The sequence below is a fragment of the Synechococcus sp. PCC 7335 genome, from assembly GCF_000155595.1.
Taxonomy (GTDB): Bacteria; Cyanobacteriota; Cyanobacteriia; order Phormidesmidales; family Phormidesmidaceae; genus Phormidesmis.
This window is the reverse complement of the sequence record NZ_DS989904.1, coordinates 4,271,524-4,286,844: the sequence shown is the minus strand read 5'-3', so window position 1 is coordinate 4,286,844 and position 15,321 is coordinate 4,271,524. Positions and strand designations below refer to the sequence as shown.

The 15,321-nt window shown below is 48.7% G+C and carries 12 protein-coding genes; 6 read left to right on the top strand and 6 right to left on the bottom strand.

What is annotated here, in order from left to right; translation table 11 throughout:
* Positions 1-351 (bottom strand): translation initiation factor, encoded by a 351-nt coding sequence (locus tag S7335_RS17950; protein ID WP_006453896.1) that lies wholly within the window; start codon positions 349-351, stop codon positions 1-3.
* 190 nt (positions 352-541) lie between these two features.
* Between S7335_RS17950 and S7335_RS17945 the strand changes: the two genes are divergently transcribed.
* Positions 542-1,288 (top strand): rhomboid family intramembrane serine protease, encoded by a 747-nt coding sequence (locus tag S7335_RS17945; RefSeq protein ID WP_006457198.1) that lies wholly within the window; start codon positions 542-544, stop codon positions 1,286-1,288.
* 74 nt (positions 1,289-1,362) lie between these two features.
* On the opposite strand, the gene S7335_RS28500 is transcribed toward S7335_RS17945, so the two are convergent.
* Positions 1,363-1,509, bottom strand: coding sequence for a hypothetical protein (locus S7335_RS28500; protein WP_006455472.1), 147 nt, complete (start codon positions 1,507-1,509; stop codon positions 1,363-1,365).
* A 90-nt stretch (positions 1,510-1,599) separates the two neighbouring features.
* Between S7335_RS28500 and S7335_RS17940 the strand changes: the two genes are divergently transcribed.
* Positions 1,600-2,670, top strand: a complete 1,071-nt coding sequence (locus S7335_RS17940; RefSeq protein WP_006454256.1) for an ABC transporter ATP-binding protein — start codon at positions 1,600-1,602, stop codon at positions 2,668-2,670.
* 41 nt (positions 2,671-2,711) lie between these two features.
* Here S7335_RS17940 and S7335_RS17935 read toward each other — a convergent pair whose 3' ends face one another.
* Both S7335_RS17935 and S7335_RS17930 read right to left on the bottom strand, forming a co-directional pair.
* Positions 2,712-4,184: a YdiU family protein gene (locus S7335_RS17935; RefSeq protein WP_006455484.1), complete on the bottom strand. Its 1,473-nt coding sequence runs from the start codon at positions 4,182-4,184 to the stop codon at positions 2,712-2,714.
* A 60-nt stretch (positions 4,185-4,244) separates the two neighbouring features.
* Positions 4,245-6,560: a bifunctional (p)ppGpp synthetase/guanosine-3',5'-bis(diphosphate) 3'-pyrophosphohydrolase gene (locus tag S7335_RS17930; RefSeq protein ID WP_006456571.1), complete on the bottom strand. Its 2,316-nt coding sequence runs from the start codon at positions 6,558-6,560 to the stop codon at positions 4,245-4,247.
* A 582-nt stretch (positions 6,561-7,142) separates the two neighbouring features.
* On the opposite strand from S7335_RS17930, the gene S7335_RS17925 reads away from it, so the two are divergent.
* The 4 genes from S7335_RS17925 to S7335_RS17910 all read left to right on the top strand — a co-directional run bounded on the left by S7335_RS17925 (position 7,143) and on the right by S7335_RS17910 (position 11,748).
* Positions 7,143-7,499, top strand: coding sequence for a hypothetical protein (locus S7335_RS17925; RefSeq protein WP_006453705.1), 357 nt, complete (start codon positions 7,143-7,145; stop codon positions 7,497-7,499).
* A 205-nt stretch (positions 7,500-7,704) separates the two neighbouring features.
* On the top strand, positions 7,705-9,375 hold the full coding sequence (locus S7335_RS17920) for an ABC transporter ATP-binding protein (RefSeq protein WP_050765916.1): 1,671 nt from the start codon (positions 7,705-7,707) through the stop codon (positions 9,373-9,375).
* A 157-nt stretch (positions 9,376-9,532) separates the two neighbouring features.
* The gene (locus S7335_RS17915; RefSeq protein ID WP_227500026.1) at positions 9,533-11,239 is read left to right on the top strand and encodes an alpha-amylase family glycosyl hydrolase; all 1,707 of its coding nucleotides are present in this window, start codon (positions 9,533-9,535) and stop codon (positions 11,237-11,239) included.
* A 74-nt stretch (positions 11,240-11,313) separates the two neighbouring features.
* A complete protein-coding gene (locus tag S7335_RS17910; RefSeq protein ID WP_006456213.1) occupies positions 11,314-11,748 on the top strand; it encodes a DoxX family protein in 435 nt (144 codons plus the stop codon).
* Between the two features lie 77 nt (positions 11,749-11,825).
* Here S7335_RS17910 and S7335_RS27395 read toward each other — a convergent pair whose 3' ends face one another.
* Together S7335_RS27395 and S7335_RS17900 are read right to left on the bottom strand one after the other, a co-directional pair.
* Positions 11,826-13,421 (bottom strand): hypothetical protein, encoded by a 1,596-nt coding sequence (locus S7335_RS27395; RefSeq protein ID WP_006456917.1) that lies wholly within the window; start codon positions 13,419-13,421, stop codon positions 11,826-11,828.
* Positions 13,422-13,632: 211 nt separating this feature from the next.
* Positions 13,633-14,988 carry a hypothetical protein gene (locus S7335_RS17900; RefSeq protein ID WP_227500025.1) on the bottom strand — a complete coding sequence of 452 codons (1,356 nt, stop codon included), beginning with the start codon at positions 14,986-14,988 and terminating at the stop codon, positions 13,633-13,635.
* Positions 14,989-15,321: the final 333 nt, after the last annotated feature.

Below are 15,321 nucleotides of genomic sequence, written 5' to 3'. Positions count from 1 at the left end.
CTAGCTACCTCCGCTAATCTTGGCTTTATAGCCTTTTTCTGTTAGTAAGGAGAGTAGTTTGGGTGCATGTTCTCCTTGAATTTCGATCGTGTCTGCTTTGACTGTACCGCCTGAGCCACAGCTAGCCTTTAGGCTTTTGGCCAGAGTGCCAAGTGTCTTAGCATCGTGAACAAAGCCGCTGGCAATAGTGACACTTTTACCTTTACGGCCTTTACGAGAGACCTGGACACGAATGTTCTGCTGATCGGGCGGTAGATCTAGTTCAGGGCGAGCGATGGCTTCGGGTGCACCAAACTCTGAATAAACTTTTCGATCGGTCGCTTTGTTTTGATTGCCTTTTCGGTTTGCCATCCGGGTTGCTATGAAGTGAGCGTAGTTGGTCTGCCTCTCAAAAGAGAGAGAGTCAATGGAATGGAATCTAGTAAATTTACATGAAAAGAGCCCTCCTTTGCGGACTTGCTCACTGGTCTATCCTTGGTTCCGTTAGGCTGTCTGCAAGGCCGTCCATATATTAGCCGCCCATTCGCTGGAGATATTTATTGTGGTTCCTATCCGTGACGATAATCCAATCACCACGACGCCCTACGTTACGTACGGACTGATTGCCCTCAACCTGCTGGTGTTTTTATACGAAGCCTCGCTCAGCGGACCTAATCTAGAGGCTTTGTTCAATACATTTGCGGTGGTGCCGCGAGATTTGAGCACAAGTTTTAACACGGGACTTGGCTATCCCCATGTGAGCGAGTGGGGAACGCTACTAAGCGCGGAGTTCTTGCATGCTGGGTTTTTCCACGTAGGAGGCAATATGCTCTACCTATGGATCTTTGGGAATAACGTTGAAGATCAGCTAGGCCATCTAAAGTTTCTGTGCTTCTACCTGGTGTGTGGCGTACTGGCGTCTTTGTGTCAGTGGTATGTTGCGCCTGAATCGACGGTGCCTTCGTTGGGGGCAAGCGGCGCGATCGCAGGCGTGATGGGCGCCTATATCTTTCGCTTTCCAGAGGTTCGAGTCCTGACATTTGTTCCTATTTTCTTTACTGCTTTTCGGGTACCCGCCTTACTTTTCCTCGGTTTTTGGTTTGTCGAGCAGGCGCTCTATGGCTTTGCTAGCTTAGGTGCGTCAGCGGATGTTGGGATGGGCGGTGGCGTAGCGTACTGGGCACATGCAGGGGGATTTGTCTTCGGAGCTTTGTTGGGCTATTGGCTAGGACTATTCAACAATACTGATAAGGACGCGGCTGATTCGGCAGAAGAGATCGCCGAGGTTATCTCCGGCGATGACCGCTAGAGGCATTCGCAGGCATTCGCACTCGCGCCTGGTTGAGCTGACCCATCGGAAAATTCGGAGAAGGGATTAACAATTTAAGACAGCCAAAATCCTAGAAAACTCACTGGCGCTGGAAGCATTTCACCGCGAAAATCGAGCATCTGTACAAGCACTAGATAGGCGATCGCCAACAAAATGGACACAACGCCAGTGACGATAGCAACAGTCTTTGAGCGGTCCATATGTTTCTCTCAGCTTGGATTAGTGTGTGTTCTAGCGTTTAGTTTACTAGAGGTTCTTTTGATAGAGCCTTTATTGTAGGAATGTCTATTATGAGCGTGACCTCTATTCCCCCATCTTCGATTTTACCTGCTACTAGAGGCGCTTTTGAGCCGGCCCACCCGCCAATTATCATTCAGACCGAGCTGCTAAGAAAAGTCTACCGAACGGGCTTTTGGTTGAAGGCAGCACCGCCTTCTTTGAAGCACTGCTCATTAGATATATACAGGGGCGAAACGTTTGGCCTGCTTGGTCCTAACGGTGCGGGTAAGACCACGCTGCTGAAACTGTTGTTGGGCATTATCAGACCGAGCGCCGGGGGGGCGACTTTAATGGGACAGCCTGCTGGCCATCGTCAGACCAAGGCCAAAATTGGCTACCTCCCAGAAAATCCGTATTTTTATGACTATCTAACCGGCTGGGAGTTCTTGAGCTATACAGCAGGCCTGTTTGGCATCAAGGGCAACGTTCAAAAGCGACGGATTGTACAGCTATTGGACTTGGTACAGCTAGATATCCACTCAGCCAAAAAGAAACAAATGCGGCGCTATTCCAAAGGGATGTTGCAGCGAGTGGGTATGGCTCAAGCGCTAATGAATGACCCTGAGATTATCTTTTTGGATGAGCCCATGTCAGGACTAGACCCGACTGGACGCTATCAGGTGCGGGAGATTATTCTCTCGTTAAAACAGCAAGGAAAAACGCTGTTCTTTAATTCTCATGTGCTGTCGGATGTGGAGAGGATTTGCGATCGCATCGCCATTCTCGATCAAGGAGAAATTGTTTGTATTGGGGCCATTAAAGAGCTACTGGGCAACCCAGACTATTACAAAGTTCAAGGCCGTGGCGGTAGCTTGGATGTCCTTAGGCGCTGGCTAAAGAATATCTCTTTTCAAAATGGCTGTTGGTATGGCACGATGCACGGTGATCCGTTTGAGTTTATGTCTACAGCGCGGCAGATGAATGCTCAGATTACTCAGTTAGCAGTCGCCAAACCCACATTAGAAGAGTTCTTTATAGAACAGATTCAGCAAAGCCGCACGATTACAGCCATTGAACAAGAAAGACTCGCCAGAAGCAAAGCGAAAAAGCAGCCAGGAAGAGGAAAGGCAATCGCACAGTAGAGATTTTGATAGAGATTTTGGTAAGCGCAAATTGCTGTAGATCACGCTGTCATTGGATTTCGGATGGCTTCGAGTAGAGTGTAGAAAGGCTGCCAGTTATCTTCTTCAGTGATAAGTTCCCACACAGCTTCTATCTTTGGGCGATGTAAAACTATCTCAGGATTTGCTGCTTTTAGGCATTGTTGCACGCTAGTCATTGTGTCTTTAGGTAGCCTGATCAGGGCGTGCTGATAGAGACTTCGCCACTGACTAAGCTGTTCGGCGGCTTGGGGGTCGGATCGCTCTAGGGTAGTTTGTAGGATATGAGTCGAGTCGGTTTGCCAATCAAAGGTGAATTGTTGGGTCAAGGTAGAAAAGAAGTCGTGGTAGCCGACGTGAGTTCTTTCAAGGAGTGTAAGCGTTTGACTGATTAGCTCGCGGACTTCGCCTGAGCCGAGCTGACGAGCAGCGTCGGTGGTAAAACCTAGCTGTTTGAGGAAGCGATCGCAATAAACTTCGGCATATTTGGGTTGATACTGTGCTAGCCCGGGTTCTAGAACAGCTGCCTCGACGACACCGTCTAAAGCGACCGCCAGCTTTTCTAGATTCCAATAGCAGGCGCTGGGCTGATTACCATAGCAGTAGAGGCCCGAATAGTCGAAGTAAGCAGCGGTAAACCTAGGATCGTATTCTTCTATAAAGGCGAAAGGTCCGTAGTCGAAGCTTTCACCCGTAATTGACATATTATCTGTATTGAGAACGGCATGGCAGAACCCAGCCGTCATCCACTGGGCAACGAGCGTGGCCAATCGCTTGGATAGTTCGATGAACCACTGGCCATAGCGTTCTTGTTCGGTTTCGATGCTGAGTAGATGGGGATAGTAAATTTCGATGACGTGATCTAATAAACTTTTGGCTAGATCTGGACGTTTGATGTAGTGCAATCGCTCGAAGGTGCCAAAGCGAATATGCGAGAGGCTAAAGCGCACCATCACCGACGAGCGCGTAGGCGAGGGTTCGTCGCCCCGGTGAAGCGCTTCGCCAGTTTCAATCAGGCTGAGGGTACGAGAGGTATTAACGCCTAGTGAATTTAGCGCCTCAGAGGCTAGAACCTCGCGCACACCGCCTTTAAGCGTAAGTTTGCCATCGCCGCCGCGAGAGTAGGGCGTAGGGCCAGATCCTTTAGTACCAAAGTCATAGAGCTTGCCGTCGTCGCCGCGAACCTGACCGTGAAGAAAGCCGCGCCCATCACCTAGGAAAGGATTATAGCTGTGGAACTGGTAGCCGTGATAGCGAAGCGCTAGAAAGGGACTGTAGTGATCGGCTTGCTTACTTTGGAACTGGCCAAATGCTTCGATGAAGTTGCGATCGCTCACCGCTTCAGCAGAAAGGCCTATTTTAGGCAATAGTGCATCGTTACGGAAGCGCAAAATATGTTTGGGAAAGCTCGCAGGCGTCACTTCGTCGTAGTAATCTACGCCAAGATCAGCAAAGGCGGACTCGTAGGGGAGAGTCAGTAAAGGATTGGAATCCAAAAGATACTTGAAGTTTTAAAGTGTAGAGCGGCTCAGTAGGGGGTTAAATAGGCAATTAAATCAATCGACAGCGGTGACACGTTTTAGGTTTAGCACATCAGAGAGTTTTCGAATGTGCGCGAAGGTCTGATTGAGGTGAGCATGATCGCGAATGTCGATACCCAGATCGATCTCGGCAATTTGGTCAGGATGGGTTTTGACACCGGCTTTATGGACATTGATCTTCAGATCGGACAAGCGGGTGAGGATATCTTTGAGAACGCCAACCCGGTCAATGACTTCGATGCGAAGCTGAACAGGGTAGGTGTCTGGCTGGCCGGCAGTGCTCTCGGCATTGTTCCAACGTAAGGGAATCAATCGCTCGCCTGGAATACTTTTGACGTTGGGGCAGTCTTGTCTATGGACAGCGATGCCTCTACCGCCGGTTGAGACTACTCCGAGGATGGACTCACCAGGGATTGGATGACAGCAACCTGCAATGTAGTGTAGCAGGCCTTCTAAGCCAGCAATAGGCGCATGATCTAAGGCCGTACGACGGTTGGCAGGTGGTTTGACGGCTGGGATTTCGTCTTCTAAAGAAGCAGGCTCTTCGACTGTGGCTGGCTGTGCTTCTTTAATGGCTTCTTGAAGTCGATTGACAACTGCGTTGAGAGTGATCTCGCCGTGGCCTAGACCTGCGAGCAAGTCATTGACCGAAGAATAGTTGCAGCGTTCAGCGACAGCCCGGGCTGGCTCAGTTTTGAGCATGGCGTCAAGGCCACTTTTGCCCATGACTTTTTCGAGCATTGCATGTCCGCGATCGCGATTCTCATCTTTGTGGAATTTCTTGTACCACTGGCGGATTCGGTTCTTTGCCCCCGTACTGACGACAAAATTCAGCCAGTCTAAGCTAGGGTGGCTATTCTTCTGCGTAATGATTTCGACAATATCGCCATTTTGCAGTTCAGTGTTGAGAGGCACGATGCGGCCGCTGACCTTAGCCCCTGCACAGTGATTACCCACTTCGGTATGAATTCGATAGGCAAAATCCACAGGCGTAGCCCCTCGGCTAAGCGGCACCACATCACCATTGGGCGTGAAAGCGTAGACTTCTTCGTCAAACAGATTGTTTTTGACGTCTGAAAGATATTCCTGCGCATCTTTGAGTTCGTTTTGCCAGTCGAGTAGCTGACGCAGCCAAGTGAATTTTTCGTCGTCTTGAGTGATAGTCGTGTGGCTGTTACCAGATTCTTTGTATTTCCAGTGAGCTGCGATGCCGTACTCAGCGATATGATGCATCTCCACGGTGCGAATTTGCACTTCGATCGGGCGACCGTGAGGACCCATTACGACCGTGTGCAGCGACTGGTAGCGGTTCGGCTTGGGCAGGCCAATGTAGTCTTTGAATCTGCCAGGAATTGGGCGATAGAGATCGTGAGCCACCGCCAAGGCGCGATAGCATTCGTCTTTGGTGTTGACAAGCAGGCGGATGGCGGCGATGTCGTAGATCTCTTGAAACTCTTTCTGCTGGCGCTGCATTTTTTTGTAAATGCTGTAGAGATGTTTGGGCCGACTGCTCACATCTTTGCATTTGATTCCAAGCTTGCTGATACCTTCTTTCAAGACATGACTAACTTGCTGCAAACGCGCTTCTCTATCAGTGCGCTTGTCGACGATTAGCTGAGTTAGCTCTTTGTAAGCCTCAGGCTCTAAGTACTTGAAACAGAGATCTTCGAGCTCCCATTTGAATCGACCAATTCCTAAGCGGTTGGCTAACGGGGCAAATATTTCTAGAGTCTCGCGCGCAATTCTGACCTGTTTGTCTGGGCGCAGATGTTGAAGCGTGCGCATATTATGCAAACGATCGGCCAGCTTAACCACAATGACGCGGATATCTTTGGCCATCGCTAGGAACATGCGACGAAAATTTTCGGCCTGCTGCTCGGTCTTGCTATCAAACTCGAATTTGGAGAGTTTGGTCACACCTTCAACCAAATGGCGAACCTCAGCGCCGAAAATGGCTCCAATCTCGTCGGCAGTGACCTCGGTATCTTCAACCACATCATGTAAAAACCCTGCGGCAATCATGGCGCTATCTCCGCCTAAACTGCGGAGCAAGCCCGCCACAGCTACAGGATGAGCAATGTATGGTTCACCGGATGCGCGCATCTGCCCTTTGTGAAGCTGATAGGCATATTCGAACGCCTGGCAAACAAGCCGATTGCCACTAGCTGGTGTAGGAGAAAGTTCTGCTGGCTGCCCTGAGACCCTTTCAGGTGCGATCGCCTGCCTCTCAGCCGAAGCTACTTCGCCAGCACTGTCCTCTAACAGACAAGAGGACAACCAGGCTGGTAATGAACAGTCTTTAGGTAAGTCGGTGGTTGAGGTTACGCTCATAGTGTCACACGCTCGTCTCAGGTAGAGGTTTACAGGAGGGCTAAGTAAAGTATTGACTATGGGAAGAGGGTTAACTTAATTGAAGCAGGATTCACTACGGAGAAATAAAAACCACAATGTGGTAGCTAGTAACTGAACTGTGTTTAAAGAATAAAACTGCTAACTCTTGGTTTTTGTTTCCTATCTGGCGTGCGTTCTTTAATGAAGGCTACTAGTAGAGGTATCTACGGCGAATATCTTCTAGTTAAAGGTCTGTTAGAGGTTTGCTGTAGACCGTGCTAAGCCCTAAAGCTAAGACCGTATGTGATTGGATATTCTGAAGGTACTTCGTGAGCCTTTCACGAGTCCATAGGAGATACGCCTCCAAGGATGAGCAGAGGGTGAGCAGAATAAAGTGAGAGCGTGATAGAGAAGTGGATAATTATCTTAAATTTTATTCTTTAATACAGAATGTATGCGCAGGTCTTATATAGGCCTGAGTACGAGTACAGAGATAATCAATCATAAACAAAACTGTCCCCTTTAGTCTTAAGAACATCGGTGAAAATACAGTTTTAGTCGTTTGCTCTATACAGGTTTTCTATGGGGGATCTCGGGGATCAGCTAGACGAATGGGTGCAATCAGTTGGTCAACTTCAGCAGCTAATTGCTAACGAAGCTGAGAGTGCGACGATGATTTCGCAGCAAACTGATTTGATGCAGCCTCAGCTTCAGGCCATTATTAAAGCTGTTGAGGTAGCCGATCTTTCTTCGGCAGTCGAGAAAAAGCTGAGAACTTATTTAACAGAAGCATACCGACGGCTACGATTGATGAAAGTCGAAGGGATGAAGTTGAGAGCAGCTAGAACGCCAGCAACTATCACTCAAATACGAGAGCAGTTAAAGGCTCATCTCAATCAGCTTCAGCAGTTTGCGATCGCCATGGCGGATGAAGTCTAAGTATTGCGCCGCGCCGCGCTTATTGACGTATATTGCGCAATCATGTGACGCAATGACAGGTGCGCTGAGAGCGTAGGTGATTGTCTATAGTGAGGGTTGCCAGATACTATCGAGCTTTGCCAGATACTATCGAGCGTGCCCTCAACTTGCCAGGTTGCTTACTGGCTATGTTATTCACCGGCTAAGTCACTCACTGTCTAATCTTATGATTAATCCTTCCCCTTCTTTAGATAGCGCTGTGCAGATTGAGCCTCCTTTATTAGAAGTAAAGGACTTCAAAGTTTCTTACCCTGGACCTTTATCCTGGGCGGTGGATGGCGTTTCACTTTCACTACAGCCAGGAGAGAAGCTAGGACTTGTCGGTGAATCGGGCTGTGGGAAAAGTACGCTGGGGCGGGCGGCTATGCGGCTACTGCCAAATGGCTCACGGGTAGAAGGAAAGGCCCTATTCGAGGGGCGTTCGGTGATTGACTTTTCAGCTGCGGACCTGCGCAAATTTCGCGGAGAGGCAGTGTCTTTAGTCTTTCAAGACCCGATGACGCGACTAGACCCGCTGATGACCATTGGAGAGCATTGCCTCGAAACCCTACTAGCTCATCAACCTCAATTAGATAGAAAGCAAGCAAAAGATATTGCAGTAGCAACGCTAGCGTCGGTGAATATTCCTGCAGAACGATGGAGCCAGTATCCACACGAGTTTAGCGGGGGAATGCGACAGCGAGTAGCGATCGCACTGGCACTCATCCTTAATCCTAAGCTGATCGTAGCCGATGAGCCGACCACAAGCTTGGATGTGACTGTCTCAGCTCAGATTCTCGATATGCTGACGGCGCTCTGTTCAAAGCGGAATATGGGACTGATTTTGATTTCACACGACCTAGCGCTCGTAGGAGAGTATTGCGATCGCATTGCGGTGATGTATGAAGGCAAACTGGTAGAAAGCGGACCGAAAGCAGACGTCTTTTACAATCCGCAGGCGCCGTACACCCAAATGTTGCTGGCAGCGGCACATCAGCTACAGTCCGCAGGCGCGCAGAATTCGGCAGCGGCCACCACCAAGGTCAAGCCGATTTTGAGTTTGAGAAAGCTCACGAAGCACTACACTCTAGAGCAAGGACTGCTAGGTAGAATTCTACGTCAAGAGCCACCGGAGCCGATTAGAGCAGTAGATTGCATTTCATTAGATCTCTATCCTGGAGAAATTCTAGGATTAGTTGGAGAGTCAGGCTGTGGCAAAAGCACCTTATCAAGAACGCTGCTGAGGATTGTAGAGCCTACTGCTGGCAAAATCATATTTCAGGGAAAGGATTTTGCCAAACTGTCGCGTTCGGATCTACAGGCAAAGCGACGCGACATCCAGATGATCTTTCAAGATCCACATGCCTGTCTCAACCCGATGATGACGATCGGCCGAGGGATTGCGGACCCGCTGCTAATTCACGGCCTTTCGAGTGCAGCAGATGCTAAGCAGAAGGTGCATGAAATGATGAAGCGGGTCGGATTGACGCCTGTAGAAGACTACTATGACCGCTATCCAGGAGATATCTCGGGCGGACAGCAGCAAAGGGTAGCGATCGCCCGCGCCTTAATCACACGGCCTAAGCTAGTGGTCTGCGATGAGCCTGTCAGTATGCTTGATGCGAGCGTGCAGGCCCAAGTGCTAGAGCTGATGCTAGCGCTTAAAGACGAGTTAGCACTGACTTATTTATTTATCACCCACGATCTGTGGGTCGCAAAATATTTGTGCGATCGCATTGCTGTGATGAGCAGCGGTAAGATCGTAGAGATTGGTTCGACAGAACAGATATTTAGCGCGCCGGCTCACCCCTACACAAAGACGTTGCTCAAGGCGGCGCCAATGTTAGCTAAAGCGTAGAACTATCTACAAGACACAAGATAGATAGAGTTTAGGACAAAGTTTTACTTAAAGTTTTGCTTCAGGAGTCGAAGAAGATTTCTATGGATTAATAGCCATCTATAGATAGAGGTGCGGCCATATAGAAACCTGCTAGTTTTTGGTGCAGATCGCTTTGATGAGTCGCTCTGTTTGTAGGCGTTTTGCTGGCGATCGCTCATCCTATGAACTAGCAACTCCCATGACGCACCCCATCGAATTTAAGCTCTGGGCTCCTTACAACCCAAAGGCATCTCTTGTTGGTGATTTCTTAGAGGACTCAGTCGCTGAGATGGAAAAGGGAGAGGATGGCTACTTTCGAACGAAGGTTGAGCTAGCAGATGGTCAGTATGCTTATAAGTTTCGTGTAAAATCGCAGAGCCCTTTTCTAGATACAGACGAATGGACGTACGTGATTGATCCTTACGCGACTGAAGTAGATGAATCTAATCAGCAGGGCGTCATTCGTATCAAAGATGGCGAGATTATCATTGATGACTATGTCTGGCAGCATCACGATGTAGAACTGCCTCAGCCAGATGAACTGGTGATCTACGAAATGTTGGTTCAAGATTTTACTGAGACGGAAGGTGAAGGATCATTTCACACTATTCTCGATAGGCTCGACTATCTCCAGGATCTCGGCGTGAATGCTCTAGAGCTGATGCCTGTGCAGTCTTGTCCAATGGAAATTGGCTGGGGCTACAACCTGCGCCACTACTTTGCCCTGCGCTCAAGCTATGGTAAGCCTGCCGATCTAAAGCGACTAGTCGATGAGTGTCATGCGCGCGGTATTATGCTAATCCTCGATGTCGTTCTCAACCATTCCGAAGCCGAGGCTCCGCTCACCCAAATCGACTACAACTATTGGTATCGAAAAGATCCTAAAGATCCTGATCAGAGCTGGGGTCCAGAGTTTGACTATGACCACTATGACGAGAATTACGAACGGTTCCCCGCTCGGGATTTCATGCGGGACATGGTCAACTTTTGGATCACGGAATATCAGTTTGACGGTCTACGATTTGATGCGGTCAAGCAGTTAGACAATCCAGAAGTACTCGGCCAGATTGTGGATGAGGCAGGGTTAGCAGCAAAGCCAAAGCCACTATTTACGTGCGCTGAACATATTCCAGAAAAACCTGACATCTGTGGACTAGAAGGTCCTGTAGATAGTAGCTGGAGAGTTAGCTTTCACTACAACTTCCTAGATATTTTGAAGGGAGAGGGCACCGCGATTGAGAAAGTGAAAGAGCTGATTGATCCAAAGAGAATGGGCTTTCTTAGTGCCCAAAATGTGATCAACTATCTCACTAGCCACGACCAAAACCGTTTGATGGCAAATCTAGCGGATATGGAGATTTTCGAACAAGGAGCGTTCAAGCGGGCCAAACTTGGCGCTGCCCTAGTGATGACAGCGATGGGCGTGCCGATGATCTGGATGGGTGAGGAGTTTGGCGCCTATAAGCACAAGACGCTCGACCCAGCGCCGTTGGATTGGTCCTTGCTAGATAGTGAACCCAATGTTGGACTGCTCAAGTATTACAAAGGACTGATTGCACTGAGAAAGGAGAATGCGGCGATACGTTCCGACAATGTCTCTATCTTCCACGAAAATGCTGATACGCAGGTCATAGGATACATGCGCTGGCATGAGATGGGAGCAAGAGTCGCGGTCATTGTGAACTGTTCTGACAACTTTCTAGCAGGCTATCAAGTGGAGAACTTGCCTGAAGATGGAATCTGGCACGAGTGGACAAAGAACTTTGATGTGACGGTTGAGGGCGGTCGACTCATGATGGATTTGCCAGAGTATGAGGCACAGGTCCTGGTTTGGTCGTCTTAGCCTGCTGCGCTGAATCAAAACTCAAGCCTGAATGCTGGATAAAAGAATCTGAATGTTGGATAAAAGAGAAAGTAATGATCGAGGCCATCAAGGAAATCCTTCAAAAGAACAAAGATACGCTGCGTGGCATATTGGCGGTCTGTATGCTGGTAGCAGGGGTTTTGCACTTTGCTACGCCAGATCCTTTTATCAAGATTGTTCCAGGATTCATGCCGTATCCAGCAGCGTTGGTATATATCAGCGGCGTTTTTGAGATTATTTTTGGCATAGGCCTGATTGTTCCAGCGACGCGATCGCTCTCCGGTCTGGGTCTAGTTGCTCTCTTTATAGCGGTATATCCGGCCAACCTGAATATGGCTTTCAACCATATCAAGATTGAGAATATTCCAGATAGCTGGTGGCTACATGGCTTTCGGCTGCCGTTTCAGTTTGTACTGATTGCTTGGGCTGCTTGGTACACAGATTTTTTCGACAAAGTATTCAACAAAGAGAGTCGATCTTCACTCTAGCTTGTGAGTATAGGAGAAGTTGCGAGTTTAGCTTGCGACTGATCTAACTTGCAACTGGAGAAAAAGCCAGCGAAGGTCTAATTCTCAAAACGAATGCGATCGCCTGTCTGATCAGTTCGATAGGTGAATTGAATAAGTCCACCTGGTAAATTGGCTGCGACCTTTACTCGCCAGCCAGGGACAAGTGCCAGCGTACACACTTCATCCGGCTGCGGCAAATCAAGACAGCCGTTAGACCAAGTTTCTTCCTCGACAGAAACAATTTCAAACACAGCGGATTCCGCTTCTGTATTAGCAGCGGCAAGCTCTAGAACTGCAGTTTGGACGGCTTCGGGGAGCTGGCGAAGGCCTGAATCAGGAACGGTCGGGGCAAAGGAATCTGCAATCGCCTGAGCCACTGGTTCAAACTCTCGCTGCAGCGCTTGATCGAACTCAATCTCTAACACTTTAAAGATGTTGTCTTCTAATAGCGTTTTTCGATAGACTACTTTGTCATTATCTACACCAGAAACAACAAAGAAGTTATCGCTGATCGCTCGGTAGGTCACCCGCTGAGCTACCTGCGCCTGTTCGTATCGCTGGGCAAGCGTCTCTGATTGGCTACTTTCACCATAGACACGCACCAAAACATCACCTGCAGCACTCAAGAATGTCTGGCCTGACCCATCAGCTAACTCACCTTGTGGGATCAGAACATCGCTAGGATAGAGTAGGCTGTAGCCAAAGCGTTGATTGCGATAGCGTTCATAGCTATCGGTGTCTCTAGAAAGTTCGATATCAAGCTGGGCGTGTTCTTGGCAAACGTGCTGGATGGCATTGTAGCGCTGCGAGGCAAAAGGGCTAGTCTGATCGACGGGAACGGCTTTATCAACTAGTTCTAACTCCTGAAGATCGCCGTCTTGATCGTAGTAGCGCGATCGCAGCACTTGAACGCTCTCTAAGCTTTGACAGTCCACCTGATATTCGGTCTCACTGAGACGATTAGGTCTACCGATAAGCGTGGTGTAGCGATAGGTGCTAGAGGCGATAGGCTCGATACTACTAAAATCAAGATAGATAGGCTGGCCATAATACTCAGAAGTACCAACTTCTCTTAAATTGTCAAAGTCTGGTGCGACGCTGACAATACTGCTTGGCCGAGTTGGACAGGTTGTAGGCGGTGAGACGCTACCTGCATTGTATTGATAGAAGTTGTTCAGATTAAGTAAGGCGCTGCGATACAAGATGGCATCGCGCCGGTCAAGTCGATCTACGTACAAACCATTGCCTACTTTCAAGAAATCTACATCCCAGTTAGATAGCTGCGGACGAGAGAAGTCTGCTGGAGGTGATTCTCCTGTTGAAAACCGCTCAATTGCCTGACCGCTAAAAGTGTTGTTATTGATCTGTCCTCTTAAACAAATACTCGATCCTGTATTGGGGTAGTAGTAGGTGCCAACAATGTTTTCTGCCTCCTTTCTAAACCGGAAGCAAGCACCCATCGCTTGGCCTACTTCATCTGGCTTTTTGCTACAGAATCGATAGTTGCCGCTAGGTAGTTGATTGAGCGTAAACTGGGTTCCGGTTGGGCCGGCCACTACTTCAGCAGAGTGCGCTGACATAGCAGCACTTAGTAGAGTCACCATTGTCAGCGGCAGATAGCGAAGAGTGTGCTCAACCAAGAAGGCTTTCATGTTTATATTCAACTGTCTTTTGTACTTATGTCTTTTGTATTTAGCTGTCACAGACTATAGAACGACGTGGCTCGCCCCTCTTATTACTTTTGGGATAGATATCGTGTTACTTAGCTGTCCACGTCTAAAAGATGTAACATCTTAGCAATGTACCTAGCAAAGGAATTAGCAAGTGACTAGAGCTGTAGTGCCTGTTCGCCTGGCCTATTACTTACCTTCCTCGAAGTCTTCTAAGTAGTTCTAGCGCCGCCTCTCGACTCATTCCCTGACGGTTCTCACTGTGCTGCCAAAATTCTTCCCACCAATCTTCGGGTTGTTCGTGATTCCCTTCGTATTCGGTCGGGCGACCTGTACGGCTGTCAGTGACTAAGCTGCCTACGTAGTCAGCATCAGCATAGATTCGCTGAATTTGTTCGTCGATCTCAGCTAGATCGGCTTCAGAAACAACCCCATTATCAGTGGCTTTGTAAAACTGGATGGTGGCGCGAATGGGAAAGTTAGGATCACGCTCTATAGCAAGGTTGTCGATCTCGGTGAACGGCCCTTCGACCTCGCCATGACTGATGACGGCAGCTTCTACATTGCTTCGGCTAGAGCTTTGAAGCGTAGATGATAAGGGCGCGGCAGATTCCATCATCACGTCGTTTTGAGCGCCCAAGAAGTTACCAAAAGGTTCTTTTTGTTTAAGGGGAACTTGGATCAACATGACCATATTCAGTCCAGCTTCTTCAGAATTGAGAGGCGACAGTTCGAGCGTTTCAGCTGACTCTGTGCGATAGTCACTCATACGTTTGCCAGTAAGCGAAGCGCGATCGCCATTTTGATTAAAGAACAATCTTTGACCCCAGGTGCGCCCAGCGTCAAACCCATCTCTTTGATTGTCGATGACAGTCACACTAGTGCCTTCACGGGTCGCTAGAATGGTTAGAACAGCCGGATCGCCAGGGTAAGACTGATAGTTGAATAGAACAGGATTGAAGGTTGCTTCGCCTTCTGAAGGAATTGGCAAAAAGGCTGCTTGAGCACTCACTAGAACGTGAGAGTCTTGCTCGGCAAGTAGGGAATTTTTTCGTCCTGCCCAAGACTCTGGATTGCTCAGGTATGTGCGCAGATTTTCTAGAACATCGGCAAGGAGAGTAGGTTCTACGTCTTGGCCTTTCTCATTACCAGTAAGCACAGAGAGGTTTTGTAAAGGAATATCGGCAGTGCGATCAGCAAAGTTGGGATAGCGAATAACAGGCATGAGGTGAAGCTGAGACTGATCAGATCGAGGGTCGCGGTGCTCGACTTGAATGGTCATATCGCTGATGTTGGGGCCGACAGATGAGTTGTCGTAGCGGCCAGTGTCTTCCCAGGTAATATCCATGATCTGCAGCCCTTTTTCATCCGCAAGCTGCTGAGCCTGTGAATCGTAGATCATGGACTTGGTGAGGTCGATGACTTCACCGTATCGTTCGTAGCTGGCATCTGCCGCTATAGGAGAAGAGTCGGCCTCTACGGTCGAAGAGGCTTCGCTATCGGCTTCACCATTCGCCGGTGCAGGCGTAATTCCCCAAGATTGGGCCAAGACTACACTGGCTGAACTAGCAAGCCCGAGTAGACTCCCTAAAAGAAGAGGCAGGACGATCAGCTTATTGGATACGGGCTTGTTCATAGCGCTATTTTCATCGATGGTATCTCTGACTACTAAAATAAGAGACGGTCAATGAAGCGCTAAGACAGTTTCAAAAAGTGAAACAAAGCCAAGCCCATCATTTCAAAGGACTCATTGACATCTACTGAAAAGCTGATGGTTTTCAAACAGGCTTCAAGAAGATGATAGCTACGGTTTAGCTGAAGTGGCTAAGCATTAGATGGTTGTGGAATCGATCGATAGTAGGGACGGCTATCTAGCAGTCAT

Bases quoted from the DNA above. Each gene is read 5' to 3' on its own strand.
- S7335_RS17950 (WP_006453896.1), bottom strand. From the start codon at position 351: ATGGCAAACCGAAAAGGCAATCAAAACAAAGCGACCGATCGAAAAGTT.
- S7335_RS28500 (WP_006455472.1), bottom strand. From the start codon at position 1,509: ATGGACCGCTCAAAGACTGTTGCTATCGTCACTGGCGTTGTGTCCATT.
- S7335_RS17925 (WP_006453705.1), top strand. From the start codon at position 7,143: ATGGGGGATCTCGGGGATCAGCTAGACGAATGGGTGCAATCAGTTGGT.
- S7335_RS17910 (WP_006456213.1), top strand. From the start codon at position 11,314: ATGATCGAGGCCATCAAGGAAATCCTTCAAAAGAACAAAGATACGCTG.
- S7335_RS27395 (WP_006456917.1), bottom strand. From the start codon at position 13,421: ATGAAAGCCTTCTTGGTTGAGCACACTCTTCGCTATCTGCCGCTGACA.
- S7335_RS17930 (WP_006456571.1), bottom strand. From the start codon at position 6,560: ATGAGCGTAACCTCAACCACCGACTTACCTAAAGACTGTTCATTACCA.
- S7335_RS17940 (WP_006454256.1), top strand. From the start codon at position 1,600: ATGAGCGTGACCTCTATTCCCCCATCTTCGATTTTACCTGCTACTAGA.
- S7335_RS17915 (WP_227500026.1), top strand. From the start codon at position 9,533: ATGAGTCGCTCTGTTTGTAGGCGTTTTGCTGGCGATCGCTCATCCTAT.
- S7335_RS17920 (WP_050765916.1), top strand. From the start codon at position 7,705: ATGATTAATCCTTCCCCTTCTTTAGATAGCGCTGTGCAGATTGAGCCT.